The 17,808-nt window shown below is 28.2% G+C and carries 16 protein-coding genes and 1 pseudogene; 15 read left to right on the top strand and 2 right to left on the bottom strand.

Features of this window, described 5'->3' with window-relative positions; all coding sequences use genetic code 11:
* Positions 1 to 31 precede the first annotated feature (31 nt).
* The 11 genes and pseudogenes from LEQ07_RS05100 (at position 32) to LEQ07_RS05140 (ending at position 12,513) form a co-directional block, all read left to right on the top strand.
* Complete coding sequence (locus LEQ07_RS05100) at positions 32 to 1,744, top strand: tetratricopeptide repeat-containing diguanylate cyclase (protein ID WP_263329759.1); 1,713 nt, start codon at positions 32 to 34, stop codon at positions 1,742 to 1,744.
* A 411-nt stretch (positions 1,745 to 2,155) separates the two neighbouring features.
* Positions 2,156 to 3,541: a peptide MFS transporter gene (locus LEQ07_RS05105; protein WP_084822225.1), complete on the top strand. Its 1,386-nt coding sequence runs from the start codon at positions 2,156 to 2,158 to the stop codon at positions 3,539 to 3,541.
* 248 nt (positions 3,542 to 3,789) lie between these two features.
* Positions 3,790 to 4,083 (top strand): nucleotidyltransferase domain-containing protein, encoded by a 294-nt coding sequence (locus LEQ07_RS05110; protein ID WP_021429368.1) that lies wholly within the window; start codon positions 3,790 to 3,792, stop codon positions 4,081 to 4,083.
* Between the two features lie 33 nt (positions 4,084 to 4,116).
* Positions 4,117 to 4,461: pseudogene (locus LEQ07_RS05115) on the top strand (nucleotidyltransferase substrate binding protein); the annotation flags it as partial.
* A 260-nt stretch (positions 4,462 to 4,721) separates the two neighbouring features.
* Positions 4,722 to 4,988: a hypothetical protein gene (locus tag LEQ07_RS20815; RefSeq protein ID WP_332842932.1), complete on the top strand. Its 267-nt coding sequence runs from the start codon at positions 4,722 to 4,724 to the stop codon at positions 4,986 to 4,988.
* Positions 4,955 to 6,373: a sigma-54-dependent Fis family transcriptional regulator gene (locus LEQ07_RS05120; protein ID WP_332842933.1), complete on the top strand. Its 1,419-nt coding sequence runs from the start codon at positions 4,955 to 4,957 to the stop codon at positions 6,371 to 6,373. Before LEQ07_RS20815 ends, LEQ07_RS05120 begins: the two co-directional genes overlap by 34 nt.
* A gap of 83 nt (positions 6,374 to 6,456) precedes the next feature.
* The gene (locus LEQ07_RS20820; RefSeq protein ID WP_332842934.1) at positions 6,457 to 6,657 is read left to right on the top strand and encodes a helix-turn-helix domain-containing protein; all 201 of its coding nucleotides are present in this window, start codon (positions 6,457 to 6,459) and stop codon (positions 6,655 to 6,657) included.
* 238 nt (positions 6,658 to 6,895) lie between these two features.
* Positions 6,896 to 7,960, top strand: coding sequence for a 2,3-butanediol dehydrogenase (locus LEQ07_RS05125; protein ID WP_263329760.1), 1,065 nt, complete (start codon positions 6,896 to 6,898; stop codon positions 7,958 to 7,960).
* Between the two features lie 224 nt (positions 7,961 to 8,184).
* Entirely contained in the window at positions 8,185 to 9,312 is a 1,128-nt protein-coding gene (locus LEQ07_RS05130; RefSeq protein ID WP_263329761.1) for an ABC transporter ATP-binding protein, read from the top strand.
* Position 9,313: 1 nt separating this feature from the next.
* Positions 9,314 to 10,873: an ABC transporter permease/substrate-binding protein gene (locus tag LEQ07_RS05135; RefSeq protein WP_263329762.1), complete on the top strand. Its 1,560-nt coding sequence runs from the start codon at positions 9,314 to 9,316 to the stop codon at positions 10,871 to 10,873.
* A gap of 191 nt (positions 10,874 to 11,064) precedes the next feature.
* Entirely contained in the window at positions 11,065 to 12,513 is a 1,449-nt protein-coding gene (locus LEQ07_RS05140) for a YjiH family protein (RefSeq protein ID WP_263329763.1), read from the top strand.
* Positions 12,514 to 12,695: 182 nt separating this feature from the next.
* Here the strand turns inward: LEQ07_RS05140 and LEQ07_RS05145 are convergent, their stop codons facing one another.
* A complete protein-coding gene (locus LEQ07_RS05145) occupies positions 12,696 to 13,004 on the bottom strand; it encodes a nucleoside triphosphate pyrophosphohydrolase (protein ID WP_263329764.1) in 309 nt (102 codons plus the stop codon).
* 120 nt (positions 13,005 to 13,124) lie between these two features.
* Between LEQ07_RS05145 and LEQ07_RS05150 the strand changes: the two genes are divergently transcribed.
* Entirely contained in the window at positions 13,125 to 15,671 is a 2,547-nt protein-coding gene (locus tag LEQ07_RS05150) for a DEAD/DEAH box helicase family protein (protein WP_263329765.1), read from the top strand.
* Between the two features lie 47 nt (positions 15,672 to 15,718).
* Positions 15,719 to 16,081 (top strand): HIT family protein, encoded by a 363-nt coding sequence (locus LEQ07_RS05155; protein WP_263329766.1) that lies wholly within the window; start codon positions 15,719 to 15,721, stop codon positions 16,079 to 16,081.
* Positions 16,082 to 16,193: 112 nt separating this feature from the next.
* Here LEQ07_RS05155 and LEQ07_RS05160 read toward each other — a convergent pair whose 3' ends face one another.
* Positions 16,194 to 16,376 (bottom strand): DNA-binding protein, encoded by a 183-nt coding sequence (locus LEQ07_RS05160; protein ID WP_263329767.1) that lies wholly within the window; start codon positions 16,374 to 16,376, stop codon positions 16,194 to 16,196.
* 103 nt (positions 16,377 to 16,479) lie between these two features.
* On the opposite strand from LEQ07_RS05160, the gene LEQ07_RS05165 reads away from it, so the two are divergent.
* Both LEQ07_RS05165 and LEQ07_RS05170 read left to right on the top strand, forming a co-directional pair.
* Positions 16,480 to 16,854, top strand: coding sequence for a hypothetical protein (locus LEQ07_RS05165; protein WP_263329768.1), 375 nt, complete (start codon positions 16,480 to 16,482; stop codon positions 16,852 to 16,854).
* 65 nt (positions 16,855 to 16,919) lie between these two features.
* The gene (locus tag LEQ07_RS05170; RefSeq protein WP_263329769.1) at positions 16,920 to 17,462 is read left to right on the top strand and encodes a hypothetical protein; all 543 of its coding nucleotides are present in this window, start codon (positions 16,920 to 16,922) and stop codon (positions 17,460 to 17,462) included.
* The last annotated feature ends 346 nt before the right edge of the window (positions 17,463 to 17,808 follow it).

The raw sequence follows: 17,808 nt of genomic DNA on the forward strand, positions 1-17,808 counted from the left end.
AGATTATTATGCTCTAGGCAAAATAGAGTCATTGAAAAAAAACTATAAGCAATCTAACCAATATTTATTAAAAGCTATGAAATACATTGAAACTAAACATAATGAAATAGATTTTAAAATATATAGAAACTTAGCAATGAATGCTATTAACAGAAATGATGATAGTAACTTTAAAAAATACTTCGAAAAAGCTGAATCTATTGCATTAAAAGAAAATTTAAGTAATGAATTATCGAATTTTTATTTTTCGCTAGCAAAAAGAAATTTAAGATATAAAGGTAATGTGTGTAAGAGTATAGAGTTAATGGAAAAAGCCATAGATTTAGAAATAACTGATAAAACTAAAATAGAAGAATATAACTTTTTAGCTTCTTTATATAGATCTAATGGACAATTTAATGCATCACTAACTTGTGTTATGGAAAGTTGGAAAATTTCTTATCAAAATAAAGATTATAAAAATATGTATAAAGCAATTGTAAATTTGGGTGAAAACTATTATGTACAAGGAGATTATAAAAAGGCAGCATATGTATATGAATCAATTCTTAAGGATGATAAATATAAAATGAATGCTAAAAATTTATCAGTCATAGGTTACTTAATGGAGTCATATTTCAAAATAGGTGAAAATGAAAAGGCAGAAAAATTAAAAAGTAAATATGAATTAATTGCAAATAATCTAGAAGATAGTGAAAAAAATAAGGAATTAATATGGCTTTATATGATTTATTCAAATGTTAAATTAGAACAAAATAATCTAAAAACATCTAAGGAATATTTAGATAAGGCTAATAAATTGTATAATGAAAACTCTTTAAGTGCATACCCTAACTCGGATTTATATTTAAAAAAATTAGAGATAGGAAGTAATTACAAAAGTGATTCAAACGTTTCTTATTCTCAAACCTTAGAAAATTATAATGGATTATTAAATGAAATTAAAAAAAGAGGTATAAAATCAGATATATATATAACTGTATTAAAAGATATAATTAAACTTACTGAAGAAAACAATGATTATGAAAATATTATAAAGTACAATAAAACTCTACATGAATATGAAAATAAATCAAAAAATATAGAGTCTACAGATACTATATTTTTTGAGTTGCAAGAAAAAATATATAAAGAAAGTCAAAAATCTCAGAATCTTAAACTATTGTTTTCTATAATTTTATTAGCATTGATATCTATACTTGCACTTATAGTAGCTATAAAAAATAGTAAGATAAACAAGCTAAATAAAGAGTTAGAAGAAATTTCAATAAAAGATCCTTTAACTAATGTGTATAACAAAAGACACTTTTATAATGTTTTAGAAAAGCTTTCAAAGGAGCAAAAACATATTACATTTATAATGATAGATGTAGACTATTTCAAAGCTTTTAATGATAATTATGGACACTTAAGAGGTGATGAAGTATTAATAAAGGTATCTAAAATACTTGAAAGCACATTTAATGAAGATTATGTATTTAGATATGGAGGAGAAGAGTTTGCTATTGTTTCAGAGGGTAATTTAAAGGAAAGCTTGCTATCAATAAGTATTTTAAGAGATAGATTATATAAAGAAAATATAAAACATGGATTTTCAGAAGCAAGCGACAGAGTTACTCTTAGCATTGGAATTAAATGTGGGAAAATAGCATCTAAAGAAGACGTAGAACAAATTATAATAGATGCGGATGAAAGATTGTATAAATCCAAAACAAATGGAAGAAATAGATATACTTGCTTTTAAAATATCATATTTCCGAGGAAATTTGATATTTTAAATTGTTGGAAATTGAAAAAATTAAATTTAAATTAGGCCAGGTAGTTTTGTCTACCTGGTTTCTTTATGAAAAAATTAACAATAAAATTCTAAGATATTTGAAAATTATAAACAATAAAGAAAATTTATAATTAATTTATAATTTAAGGTATTGTACAAACTTGTCGAATATGATAACATTTAGTCACAAGATAACTACGAGGGGTTTTGTAAAGGGCATTAGGTATGACATCAGACATTATAATTAATATTTAATTAAAAATGAAAACGTTAACCTTGAATGAAGGGGCCAGGAAAACAATAACATACGTAATTATCTTAAGTTATCATCAATGTATTTTGAAATTATATTATACTTAAGAAAGGACGATTGAAATTATGAGTACAACAGCAGTGAAGAAAAAAAATAAATTTCCAATGGGATTTTATATTTGTGCAACTACATTTGCATTTGAAAGAGCAGCGTACTATGCTTCAAAATACCTGATCTATATATTCTTAATTACAGCAGTAGTTAAGGGTGGTTTAGGTATAGAAAAAGGTCAAGCAGCTATGATGCAAGCAAACCTTGTAGCATTTACTTATCTTTCACCTATAATTGGTGGATATATATCTGATAGATGGATAGGTGCTAGATATACAATACCTTTAGGTATGTTTATTATGGGGGCAGGTTATTACGTAGGATCAATAGCCACATCATCATCTATGGTAGGTTTAATGGTTATTTTGGTAGCAATTGGGACAGCGTTTTTCAAAGGGAATGTTTCAGCTGTAAATGGACAATTGTTTAAGAACCAAGAAGAGTTAGATTCAGCTTTCTCTGTTCAATATTCATTTGTTAATATAGGTTCTTTCGTAGGAACTACAGCAGTTGGAGTTTTATATGCTCAAACATTTGTTAAAAATGGAGTTTTAGGATTCTCTCAATGTTTCTTCCTTGCAGCAATTTTATGTGTTGTAGGTGGATTATGGTTTATATTTGGATGGAGATTCTTAGGAGATGCAGGAAAGAGACCTTTCAAAGAAGGTGTTGTTGCTGAGAAAACTGAGGCTAAGGATAATACACCTTTAACTCGTACAGATAAAAAGAGAATATGGGCTATAGTTTTAGTTTCTGCTTTCTCTGTATTATTCTGGTTATTCTGGTATTTAACTTACCTTGCAGTTTATGATTATGGTGCAGCATTTGTTGATATGAATGTTGGAGGATTTGAAGTACCTTTAGCTTGGTTTGACTCATTAAATGCATTAACTTGTATAGTATTAGGTCCAATATTTGCAGCTTTATGGTTAAAGCTTTCAAAGAGACCTCAAGGGGATATAAGTTTATTTAAGAAAACTGGATTAGGATTTATATTCTTAGGATTATCATTCTTTATGCTAGTTGGAGCAGAGTTTGCAAGAGGAATAGGTGCTCCTGAGACAGCTAAGGCTAGTATACTTTGGATAGTTGCATTTGGTGTTTTATTAAGTATGGGAGAGATGTTCTTCTCACCACTTGGAAACTCATTTGTAAGTAAGTATGCTCCTAAAAGAGTGTTAGCAGTTTTAATGGGAGTTTGGACTTTCGCAACTTTCGTTGCTGGAAAGAGTTACGGATATTTATATGACTTTACTTTAAAATTCGATATGATAACTGTATATACTGTTATACCTGTTATATTATTCGTTGCAGCTGCATTACTATTTATATTTGATAAGAAGTTAAATAGTCTTGTTGAAGATGAAGAAACTAATGTAAAAGAAAAGTCTATAGCATAGATAGTAGAATGAGAGGGATGGATATTATATTGTGCCACACAAGCTGGAAAGATGCTTGAAATGTGGCTAAAATATAATATCCATCCCTCTTTATGTTGGGGTGAAAAAGGGCAAGGAAGTTTTGATACACAAGCTGGAAAGATGCTTGAAATGTAGTTAAAACACAATAGTACTCTATCTTTTATATATAGACACTTTGTAGTTGAAGAATTATAATAAAGTTATATTAATAGATGGTATGGTGATAAATGATAAGTGAAAAATTAAAACTTGAGTTGAAAAATATATTTTCTAAGTACCCAGAAATAGAAAAGGTATTATTATTTGGATCAAGAGCAAGGAATGATCATAGAGTTAATTCAGATGTAGATATATGTTTATTTGGTAAAAATGTAAATCATTTGATATTAGCAAAAGTAAGTATGGATATAGATGAATTAAACACACCTTTAAGTTTTGATATACTTAATTTTAATGAATTAAATAAAGTGGAACTTATAGATAATATATTAAAGGAAGGAATTGAAATATATAATGGGTAAGAAGTTAGATGAGAGAAAACAAGATTTTTCAAAGCTTTAAAAAGGCTAGAAGAAGCGCTTGAAAAGGATTTAAATGATGACATAATAATAGATGGAATTATACAAAGATTTGAATTTACTTTTGAACAAGCATGGAAGGTAATGAAATTATATTTAGAAGATCAAGGGATATTAGATGAAGCTTTAGCACCAAGAAGTACTATAAGATGTGCTTTTAAGCATAAATTAATAACGGATGGTGATATATGGATAGAGATGATGTTAGATAGAAATAGAACATCTCATATGTATGATGAAACGACAGCTCGTAATATAGTTAAGTTAGTAGAGGCAAAATATATAGCTGAATTTAACAAGTTAAAAGAGTTTTTAATTTAATTAGAAGAGAAGGAGCCTTATATGTTTTGGCACACAAGCTGGGAAAATGCTTGAAATGTGCCTGCAACATATAAGGCTCCTTCTATATGTAAGGGCGAGGAATGGATATTATATTTTGCTACACAAGCTGAAAAGATGCTTGAAATGTGGCTAAAATATAATATACCTCTATCTTAATTTGAGAAGGTGATTGTATAAGGTTGGTATTTGAAATAAAATAGATATAGATTAGTAAATATACAGGTATTGGAGTTATGCATATGGGAGATTATATAAGCTTTATTGAAAATGCGTGGAAGAGATTTATTAATACAGGGGAAGTTGATTTAAGTGTTAGAAAAGATATAAGAAATTCTTGGATAAGATGTAAGTCTTATGGAGTTGATTACAATAGTGGTTGTGGAAGTGTAAAACATGATAATATTAAATATTTAATAGAAAAAATAGTGAGCTTATTTCTGTATCTAAGCCTATTATGGAAGGTATATATAGTATGGTTTCAGGCTCAGGGTTTGCAATTATGTTAGCTGATAAAGATGGATATATTATAGAAGTTATTGGTGATAAGGATATAATGGATAGGGCCAATGAGCTAAACTTTTTAAAGGGAGAGCTATGGACTGAGAATATAGTTGGGACAAATGCAATAGGAACAGCTATATATCTTAATAAGCCTATACAAACGATAGGAGCAGAGCATTATGGTAAAAATCAACACTCGTGGACTTGTTCTGCATCTCCAATTTATGATGAGGATAACAACTTAATAGGGTGTATAAATATGTCTGGAAATTATTATGATGCACATTCGCATACTTTAGGAATTGTAACAGCTGCATCTAAGTCAATTCAAAACCAACTAGCTTTAACTCTTTCATATAAATTATTAAATATTACTTTTGACTCTATATCAGAAGGTATGATTGTGCTTAATCAAGATTTAAGTATAAAAAAAGTAAATGGAAGAGCTTTAAAAATATTAAATACATCATTAGATAATTTAATAAAGGTAAATATTGAAAACATACTAAAAGATATAGATTTTTATGAGATTTTAAATGAATATAAAAAGGTAACTAATATAGAATGTGATTTTTATATTAATTCTAATAGAATAAAGTGTGTAGTAAATATAACTACATTAAATACACATGGAAACAATACTGGTTTTGTAATAACTTTCAATGAAGTAAAAAAAGTTCATAAATTAGTAAACAAAGTAGTGGGATACAAAGCTCAATACAAGTTTGAGGATATAATAACTGCAAATGAAAAAATGAAATCTATGATTTCTTTTGCAAAGAAGATATCAAAAACAGATTGTAACATATTGATAGAAGGGGAAAGTGGAACAGGAAAAGAATTAGTTGCCCAATCAATACATAATTTTAGTGAAAGAAAAAATGGACCTTTTGTTGCTATAAACTGTGCATCTATACCTAGAGAGTTAGTTGAAAGTGAACTATTTGGATATGAAAAAGGAGCATTTACTGGAGCATCAAAGGAAGGTCATCCTGGAAAGTTTGAATTAGCTGATGGAGGAACAATATTTTTAGATGAAATAGGGGAGTTACCACTAGACACACAAAGTAAACTACTTAGGGTTTTAGATAATGGAAAAGTGATTAGAGTTGGAGGTACATATGAAAAACAACTTGATGTAAGAATTATTGGCGCAACAAATAGGATACTAAAAAATGAAGTAGCTATAAAGAACTTTAGAGAAGATCTATATTATAGATTAAGTGTAATGAACATAAATACTATTCCTTTAAGAGAAAGAATAGATGATATAGATGTGCTAGTTAACCACTTTTTAGAAAAATTAAATTATAAGAACAAAAGTAATAATGTAGAGGTTAGTTCTTTATATATAAAAGAACTAAAAAATATAATTGGCCAGGAAATATAAGAGAGCTTAGAAATATAATAGAAAGAGATTATTATTTAAGTGAAAATAACTTAATAAGTATAAGTAGATTAGATAATATAAACATGTTTAAAGATGAAGAAAACGAAGAAAAAGAAATAGTACCTTTAGAATGTTTGGAGAAAAAAGCTATAAAAGAAGCTATGAAAAAGTGTAACGGAAACATGGTTATGGTATCTAAGTTATTAAATATAGGAAGATCTACACTATATAGAAAAATTAACAAATATAATATAATGTATCAAAATGGAACAGAAAATATATAATGTATCAAATGGGATAGCAAATGTATTGAAATGATACACTTGCTATTTTTATTTTACATAAACTTATAAATTAGGAATTTATACAAATATAAAAAAACAACATAATTCCTTGAAAATACTAGGTTTCAACAGGATTATAATAAATAAAATATATAACTTATATTTTGGCATAGGTGTTGCTATATAAAGTGTGAATAAATTAACACTTTATATAATGAAACTTAGGGAGGATTTGGGAATGAAAGCAGCACTATGGTATGGAAAAAGAGATGTTAGGGTAGAAGATATTGAAGAGCCAAAAGCTACAAAAAATAATGTGAAAATTAAAGTTAAATGGTGTGGAATATGTGGATCAGACTTACATGAATACTTAGGAGGACCTATATTTATTCCAGTAGGACAACCTCATCCTGTAAGTAAAGGAATTGCACCTGTAGTTTTAGGTCATGAGTTTTCAGGGGAAGTTGTAGAAATAGGAGAAGATGTAACTAAATTTAAAGTTGGAGATAGAGTTATAGTTGAGCCTATTGTAGCATGTGGTAAATGTGAAGCTTGTTTAGAAGGTAAGTATAATTTATGTTCATCGTTAGGTTTCCATGGACTTTGTGGAAGTGGAGGGGGACTTGCTGAGTATACAGTTTTTCCAGAAGAATTCATTCATAAAATACCAGATGGAATGGATTATGAACAAGCAGCATTAGTTGAGCCTATGGCTGTTGCACTACATTCAATTAGAATATCTAATTTTAAAATAGGGGATAGTGCATTAGTATTAGGATCAGGGCCAATAGGGTTAGCAACAATAGAATGTTTAAAAGCAGCAGGAGCTAAGTTAGTAGTTGTTCTTCAAAGAAAATCTATTAGACAAGAGTATGCTAAAAGAGCTGGAGCAGATTTTGTTTTAGATCCTAATGAAGTTGATATAGCAGAAGAAGTCAAAAAGCTTACTGATGGATTGGGGGTAGATACGGTATTTGAAACTACTGGAGCACAAATAGGGTTTGATATAGGAATTAAAAGTTTGAAGTTTGAAGGAACTATGGTTATAACTAGTATTTGGGAAAATACTATAAACTTTAATCCTAATGATTTGGTGTTTACTGAAAAGAAAATTGTAGGAACTCTAGCTTATAGACATGAGTTTCCAGCAACTATGGCCCAAATGAATGATGGAAGAATTAAAGCTGAAGGTTATATAACTAAGAAGATTCATTTAGATGATATTGTTGAAGAAGGGTTTGGTACGTTAACTGGGCCTGAAAAGAAAAAACATGTTAAAATTTTAGTTACTCCGGAAAGATAATAAGGGTAAGAGGGAGTACTATTGTATTTTGCTACACAAGCTAGAAAGAAGCTTGAAATGTAGCTAAAACACAATAGTACTCCCTCTTTATTTATGGAAAGGGAAAGGAAGTTTTGCATAGTAAAATTTGACAAGAAGCTAATTTAAGTGTTATTATTAACTTATGCAAAGAAACAACTTCATATTAAATATAAGTTGTATGTAGACAAGATGGGAGGTATAGTATGCTCAGATTTGAGAATATAGTAAAAAAGTTTAATGGTAATTATGTTTTATCGGATGTTTCATTCGAGATAGAAAAAGGAAACCTTGTAGCTATCATCGGGGAGAGTGGATGTGGAAAAACTACATTACTAAAAATGATTAATAGATTGATAAAACCAAGCTATGGGAAAATTTATATAGATGATAGAGATATTTCAAAGATAGACCCTATTAAACTTAGAAGAAATATAGGATATGTAATTCAGCAAACTGGATTATTTCCTCATATGACTGTGAGAGAAAATATTGAAATTATATCTAGGATTGAAAAAGTAGATAATTTAAAGATTGAAGAGAGTACTTATAGATTAATGAATATGGTAGGGCTTGATCCTGAAAAATATCTAGATAGATATCCTGCTGAGCTAAGTGGAGGACAGCAACAAAGGATAGGTGTAGCAAGAGCATTTGCAACAGATCCAGAAATAATATTAATGGATGAACCTTTCTCAGCACTAGACCCAATTACAAGGGTAGACTTACAAGATGAGCTTGTTGAATTACAGTCAAAATTTAAAAAAACAATTATATTTGTAACTCATGATATGGACGAGGCAATAAGAATTGCAGATATGATATGTATAATGAAAGATGGAAAAGTAATGCAGTATGATACGCCTGAAAATATTTTAAAAAATCCAATAAATAACTTTGTATCAGACTTCATAGGTAAAAATCGTATATGGTCATCTCCTGAATTTATAAAAATTTCAGATATCATGATTGAAAACCCAATTGTGTGTGGTTCAGAACTACCAATTTTAAAATGTATTGAGAAAATGAGAAGAAATAAAGTTGATAGTCTTATAGTTACTGACTCTACAACGAAAGAGTTTATAGGAGTTGTAAAAGCTAAATTTATAAGAAATATTGAAAATAAATCTCAGAGAATTGGAGATATTGTCAAGAATGAAACTCCAACACTTATGCCAAATGACACTATTTTAGATGCATTAAATATTACAAATAAATATAAAATTTCAGCTATCCCGGTTATCAATAAAAACAAACTTGTTCAGGGATTAGTTACAAAAAGTAGTTTAGTTACTACATTAAGTCAGCAATATTTAGAAGTAGAGGAGGAATAGCATGAATTTAATAAACTACTTTATTCAAAATAAAGAACAGATAATAACACTATTAATTGAACATATAAACTTAACTATAATATCTGTATGTATTGCTATTTTAATTGCGATACCATTAGGGATTTTAATAAGTTATAAAAAGAAGTTGAGTAAGCCAATTTTAAGTGTAGCGAATATCGTTCAAGCTATTCCTAGTATGGCCTTACTTGGATTTTTAATTCCTTTTTTAGGAATAGGAAAATTACCGGCAATAGTAACGGTTATAATGTATTCTTTATTGCCTATAATTAAAAACACATATACAGGGTTAGAAAGTATAAATCCAAATACTGTAGAAGCAGCTAAAGGAATTGGATTAACAAAATTTCAAATTTTAGTAAAAGTTCAAATTCCATTAGCGTTACCTGTTATTATGGCAGGGGTTAGGATATCAGCTGTAACGGCTGTAGGATTAATGACTATGGCTGCATTTATTGGAGCTGGAGGATTAGGATACCTTGTATTTTCAGGAATAAGAACTGTTAATAATAGTCAAATATTAGCAGGTGCAATTCCAGCATGTTTACTTGCTTTGGTTGTGGATTTTATTGTTGCAACTATAGAAAAATTAGTTACACCTAAGAATATGCAAAAAAATACAAATACTAAAAGTAAAAAACATACAAAAACTATTATAGGAATAAGTGCTGCTGTTGTGATAGTAGCTTTAATTGCATCATCAATAACAGGTGGTGTAAAAAAAGATAAGTCTATAACAATTGGTGGAAAAGATTTTACAGAACAATCAATTTTAACAAATTTAGCAGCATATATGATAGAAGAAAATACAGACATATCAGTTAAAAAGAAAACTGATCTTGGAGGTACACAAGTTATTTTTTCAGCTTTAAACACAGGTGAGGTTGATATGTATCTAGAGTATATGGGGACTGCATATTCAGATATACTTAAAAACCCTCCTATAAACAATATGGATAAAGTTTATAATACCGTTAAAAGTGACTTGAAAGAAAAACATGATTTACAAGTATTAAGTCCAATGAAATTTAACAATACTTATGCATTAGCTGTGACTAAAGAAACGGCTAATAAATATAATTTAGAAACAATAAGTGATTTTGCTAAGGTTTCGAAGGATTTTAAGTCAGGAACTACATTTGAATTTTTAAATAGAGATGATGGACTTTTAGGGTTAAAAAAAGAGTACAACTTTGATTTAAAAGATGAAGTTGCATTAGATAGTTCACCTAGATATGTTGCTTTAAAAAATGGAGATGTAGATGTAATAGATGCATTTACTACAGATGGGTTAATTAAAAAGTTTGATTTAAAAATACTTAAAGATGATAAACAATTTTTCCCACCATATTATGTAACTCCTGTAGTTAAGAGTGATGTATTAGAGAAGTATCCTGAAATTGAGCCTGTTTTAAAAGATTTAGGAGAGGTTTTAACTGATGAAATTATGATGGAGCTTAATTATAAGGTAGATGAGCTACATATGGATCCAAATACTGTAGCAAAAGATTTTTTAGTAGAACAAAAGTTAATTAAAGAGTAGGGTAAAGTTAATATGGAGGAATAGTATGCTTTGCTACACAAGCTGAAAAGATGCTTGAAATGTAGCGAAAACATATTATTCCTCCATATTTGTTTAGTTGAAGAGGAGCAAGAAGAATAATTATAATAATATTCACGAGGACGAGATATATTCCATATACATAGTAGCAATAAGATTAAGGGAGGTTAGTTATGAGTAAAGATTTACACAATTCAAGTATTACTCCTGATAATTTAAATGATTCGGGTTTTATAGATTCGATAAAGCTTACTAAAGATGAAAGAAAAATCGGAATCATTAAGTTTCTTATATTTTCAGCTATTGCTATAATGATATTTTTTATACCTATAGAACAAAATGGAAAACATAATATATTATTTGGAATTATTTATAATGCTATAGTTAAATTTTTAGGAGTACCAGGATTTTGGTATGTAGCAATTTTAATTACAGGAAATGCGATCTGTAGTTTATATGGAAAGTATATAGCTAGGCCTGGGAATAAATTATATGAATATTATAAAAGTGATTCAAAAATACATCCTATTTTATATTTAATGGCAGCTATATTTATTGTTATGTACTGTTTGCAAATTACAATACCTAATATGAATTTACCACAAATAATAGTGGGAAATGATATAGGTGGAGTTGTTATTCCAGACATTGTAATAGGAGTTGCTTGGATTATACCTGTCGGAGCTTTCTTTGTTCCATTTTTACTTAACTATGGAAGTATAGATTTCTTTGGAGTATTGCTAGAGCCTTTAATGAGACCTTTATTTAAAGTTCCTGGAAAGAGTGCGGTTGATGCAACAGCTTCATTTGTAGGGTCAACATCCATGTCTATAATAATAACTAGTAGGTTATTTAAAAATACAACTTATACAAAAAAAGAATCAACTATAATAGCTACATCTTTTAGTGCTGTTAGTGTGGGATATGCTTTTGTTGTAATGAAAACAGCATCTATTGAACAATATTTTTTACCTGTGTATTTCACTTCATTTTTATTAGCTTTTATAGTAGCGTTTTTCGTTGTTAGGATACCTCCTATTAATAAAATGGAAAGTGTTTATATAAATGGAAGAGAACAAAGTCTTGAAGATATAAAAAATGAACCTAAGTATGGCAAAGGTATGATTAAAAAAGGTATCGATAGAGCTACTAAAAGAGCTTATTATTCGGAGAGTTTGTTTAAGAGCATTAAGGATAGCTTGGTAGATGGATTTAAGGTTTTACCTAAGGTTATTTCGTTACTTTGTGCTATAGGAATTTTAAGTATGATTATAGCTAAACATACACCTGTTTTTGAATGGCTTGGATATTTATTTTTACCTATTTTGAAAATTTGTCAAGTTCCTGATGCTAATGCTATTGCAGCTTGTATGCCTGTAGGTATAACCGAGATGTTTATTCCTACGTTAATAATTGCAGATCAAGCTAATGTTATAAGTGAAGCAGCTAGAGCTTTTGTTGTTATGGTTTCTACTGTTCAGGTTATATTTTTTGCTGAGTCTATTGTTGTTATTAAGTCTACTGGAATACCAGTTAGCTTAAAGCAGTTGATTATATTGTTTATAGAAAGAACTATTATTGCTATACCGTTTGCTGCGGTTTTTGTTAAGATACTTTTCTGATTAGTTTTTTGTTTTGTATAGTATGGGAAGAGGGATGGATAGTATATTTTCCACACAAGCTAGAAAGATGCTTGAAATGTGGATAAAATATACTATCCATCCCTCTTTATTTAGCTGAATAATCAAGCATAAAATAGTGTGATTTAAAGACTTTAAAACTTATATATTTTTAGACATAATTATTACCACGTTTTATTCAAAATCAAATTATCTTTAAAACCACCCCTAGCATCTTTTTTCTCATTTCTTCTATTCAAGACATCCTCTTCGCTATAACCATATTTAGATCCAATAGCAAATAAAACTTCCATAACGTCAGCTATTTCATCAAGGTTTTTATCTTCTAAAAGTTCACTAACTTCCTCGTTAAGCTTCTTATAAAGATACTCTAGTGCAATCTCATCACTAACAACTTCAATTTCACATTTATTCCCACTAGATTCAATAATTTCAGGAATTCTATCTCTAACTAATTTATCGTAAACTTTCATAATTACCTCCAAATTTAAAATTACAATTTAAATTATAGAAGTTCATATAACCTTTGTCAAAACATGATAAAATATAAAAGTAAAAATATGTAATAATATATATTTATGAAAGGGGAGTATATGAACTTAAATTGTATAACAGGAAATAATGACCATTTATATAAACATATAAAGCAAAGTTTTTATAAAGCTAAAAGTATAGATATTATAGTATCTTTTCTTATGGAAAGCGGGGTCAAGTTATTAAGAAAAGACTTAGAAGAAATATCAAATAAAAATATACCAATAAGAAGTTTAACAGGAAATTATTTGAATATAACTCAACCATCTGCACTATACCTTATAAAAGATATACTAGGTGATAATGTAGATTTAAGATTTTATAATGATACAAAAAGGAGCTTCCACCCAAAAGCTTATATATTTGAATATGAAGATGGAGGAGAAATATTTATAGGGTCTTCAAATTTATCAAAATCAGCGTTAACTGAAGGTATAGAATGGAATTATCGTATAGATAAACATAAAAATATAGATGACTATAAATATTTTAAAGATATGTTTGAAGATTTATTTTACAATGAATCAATTATAGTAAATGACCAAGAGTTAGAGACTTACTCAAAGACATGGAAAAGACCTAAGGTATATTCTAATATGGGTGTAGATGAGTTTAAAAAGGATGTAAAAGAAGAAAATAATGTAGTGAGTATATTTGAGCCAAGAGGTGCACAGATAGAAGCTTTGTATGAGCTTAGAAAAACTAGAGAAGCTGGAAATGATAAGGGGTTAGTAGTAGCAGCTACAGGTATAGGAAAGACATATTTAGCAGCTTTTGATAGTAGAGAGTTTAATAGAGTATTATTTATCGCACATAGAGAAGAAATATTAAAACAAGCTTATGAAACATTCAAAACTATAAGAATAGATAAGCGAATAGATAAAAATATAGTGGTAGTTGATAACAACATAGAAAGTTATGATTATCTACAAAACAAAAAAGAAACACAGTTAAATATAGCTGAGAATATAGAGATTAAAGATTATAAAAGATGTGAAGAAGAGTTTAATATGGGCTTTTTTATGAACTCTCAAAGAGATACTAATAAAGATATTATCTTCGCATCTGTACAAAGTTTAGGTAAAGAATGTTATTTAAATGGAAACTATTTTGCTAGGGACTATTTTGACTATATAGTTGTAGATGAGTTTCACCATGCAGTATCAAATAACTATCAAAATATAATTAATTATTTTGAACCTAAGTTTATGTTAGGTCTTACGGCAACTCCAGAGAGGTTAGATAATAAAGATGTTTTCAGTGTATGCGACTATAACACAGTTTATGAAGCTACTTTAAAAACTGCAATTGATAAAGGTTGGCTAGTCCCTTTTAGATACTATGGAATATATGATGAAAGTGTAAATTATGATGAAGTAGAGTATAAGAATGGAAAATACAGCACAAAGGAATTACAAGAAGCTCTGAGTATAAATAAAAGAGCTGATTTAATATTTAATCATTATAAAAAATATAAATCATTTAGGGCGTTAGGGTTCTGTACAAGCAAATCTCATGCAGAATTTATGGCTAAATATTTTAATGAACAAGGGATACCTTCATGTGCAGTATATAGTGGAAGTGAAGGAGAATATAACGAGGATAGAAATATAGCTTTAAATAAGCTAAGAGATGAAGAATTAAAAGTTATATTTTCAGTTGATATGTTTAATGAAGGGTTAGATGTTAAAAGCATAGACATGGTTATGTTTTTAAGACCTACAGAGTCACCAACTATATTTTTACAACAATTAGGAAGAGGACTTAGAAAAGATAAAAATAAAAAGTATTTAAATGTATTAGATTTTATAGGTAACTATAAAAAGGCTAATTTAGTACCATATCTTCTAATAGGTGAAAACAAAGTAAATGCATCATCAAATAGAAATATGCCTTCGGAGGAAGATTTCCCTGAAGATTGTTTTATAGATTTTGATTTTAGGCTTGTGGATATTTTTGAAAGAATGAGAAAAGAAAATCAAAAGGTAAAAGACAAGATAACTGAAGAGTATTTTAGAATTAAGGCATATGTAGGACATAGACCATCTAGGTTAGATATATTTACTTATGCTGAAGATGAGATATACATAAATATAAAAGGCAAGAATGATATATTTAAAGACTACTTAGGGTATTTACAAGAGATAGATGAAATAACTGATGATGAACAAGTTTTAAAAGACTCATTTCCAGGCGAGTTTTTAAATATGGTAGCAACTACAGGGATGCAAAAGTTTTATAAAATACCTATATTATTAGCTTTCTATAATAATGGAAATGTTAAAGCTAAAGTTAGTGATAGTGATTTAAATGAATCTTTTATTAGTTTTTATAAATCAGGAACTAATAAATATTTTATTATGAAAGATAAAGATATAAAAGATGAAAAAGCTATATACACTGATAAGTTTATAAATAATGCAAAGAAAAATCCTATAGATGCCTTTTTAAAAACTAGTAGTGAATATTTTTATATGGAAGAAGATATGTTTTGTTTAGATAATCGTATGTTAGAGTTTTTAGATAATGATATCTTTATTAAGGAGTTTAAAGATTGTATAGATTATAGATTGAAAAAGTTTTATAAAGATAAATTTGAAAAGTAAAGATTATATAAAGTTTGAGTTTTGATTAAAGTAGAAAGGAGCAAAGTATGAGTTGTATATTTTGTGATATGAAAGATTATGTTTTAGAAAATGATGTGGCTTATGCTATATTTGACAAGTTTCCGGTAAATAAAGGCCATATGTTATTCATTCCTAAAAGACATGTGAAAGATTTCTTTGATATAACTAACAAGGAAAGAGAAGCTATTTTTAAACTTGTGGATGAAGGAAAGAAGTTGCTAGATGAAAAGTATTCACCAGATGGATATAATGTAGGGGTTAATTGTGGGGAAGTTTCAGGACAGACTGTAATGCATGTTCATGTACACCTAATTCCAAGATATTTTGGAGATACTAATTGTCCAAAAGGTGGAGTAAGAGGAGTAATACCTGATAAGATGAAGTATTAATAAATTAAAAACTATATATCAATATAAAACAGGGAGGATAAAGGTATAAGTTCTATAAACAGTTAAAGTACATACAAATGTAAAAAATTTATATCTTTATCCCTAAAATACACTATTGATGAGTGTGTTTTTTTTTATTTATTAAAACTAATTCTTCATTAACGTATTTGTACAAAACAGTTACTATAAGATTATTTACACTTCTATTTTCGTTTTTTGCAAGAAGCTCTAGCTTAGATTTTAAACTTTTAGGAATTGTAAGTGTAGTTCTCATATTAATTTCCTTATTAATCACAAAATCACCTCAAAATGTATTATAACCAAAAAATTACCACTTATAACACTATGATATATACACACCATAATAGTGAAGTCACTATCAAGGAGAGGTGAATCAAATGCTAAGAAAAAAACTTCAAATAGATTTTAACAAAGTAGTTAGATTAATAGATGAAGGATATACTCAAATACAAATAGGGAAAGAATTAGGAGTAGGTAAAAATACAATAATTAGCTATTTGAAAGAAAATAACTTAACTACTAAACCAAGATATGAAGATTTAGTAAATTTGAGATTTGGTAAATTAGTTGTATTAGAAAGAGCTAAAAACTCAAAAGATAGACGAAGAAGATACTTATGCAAGTGTGACTGTGGGAGAAGCATAATTGTTAAAGCTAAGTATTTAAACAATGGCGATACTAGAAGTTGTGGATGCTATAAAAATATGGAAAACTATAGGATGAATAACTATAAAGAAGCTTCTAAAAAATAGGTGAGAAGTATGGGAAATTACAAATTGTAGATATAGTTTTAAATAAAGACAGAGGAAAATACTTAATGGTTTGTAGTTGTGATTGTGGAAGCATATCATTAAAATGCTATACAAAGATGAGGCAAGGAAAGACAGTTTCTTGCGGGTGCTATGGAAGAGAACTTCGAAGTAAACGACAATCAGCAAATAGCTCAAATAAAGATAGATGGTATTTTATAAAATGTAATGAGAAAGTATACTGTAGATCTAGTTATGAAGTTGTTTATGCAAATTATTTAATTATAAATAATATTGATTTTGAATATGAGGCAACATGCTTTAAATTAAGTAACGGTAAAAGATATACTCCTGACTTTTACTTGATAAAAGATGATAAATATATCGAAATCAAAGGAATTGATTATAATATATTAGATAAATCTAACCAAAAAGAAAAGTTTGATTTATTTAGTAATTATTATAATATCGAACTATACTTATGGAAAGATTTAGTTAGTATATGTAAGTTGCCATATAAAAGTTATTCAAGTTATAGATATCAAGCAAATAAGCTTAATATAGAAATTGAAGCCTATTTTGCTAATATGGTATACATTAAAAATAAGTAAACTCAGTAAAAAACATAATGTAGAAATTGATGAAACAACATAATGTAGATTTGAAGCCATTCAAACAATTAAAAATGCAACTGGATTACTAAATAATAAAGATTTATACCCTGTGTCGGAAAATCCGACAGGGGTATTAAATCGTAAAAACAGCAAATAATAACTTTTCTAATGTTCAGCTGCGTTGTATGAAATATTATATAAGTATTTTAATAGATTATTAAATTCTTATAGGAAATAAATTAAAGAACATTTACAATATAAGATAGTTCATAATTTATCTAATGTAAGGGATTAATTAGAATTCTACTTATACTAACTATAGCTGGGACTAGGGATGAAAGTT

The sequence above is a fragment of the Paraclostridium sp. AKS73 genome, assembly GCF_025671395.1.
GTDB lineage: Bacteria > Bacillota > Clostridia > Peptostreptococcales > Peptostreptococcaceae > Paraclostridium > Paraclostridium benzoelyticum.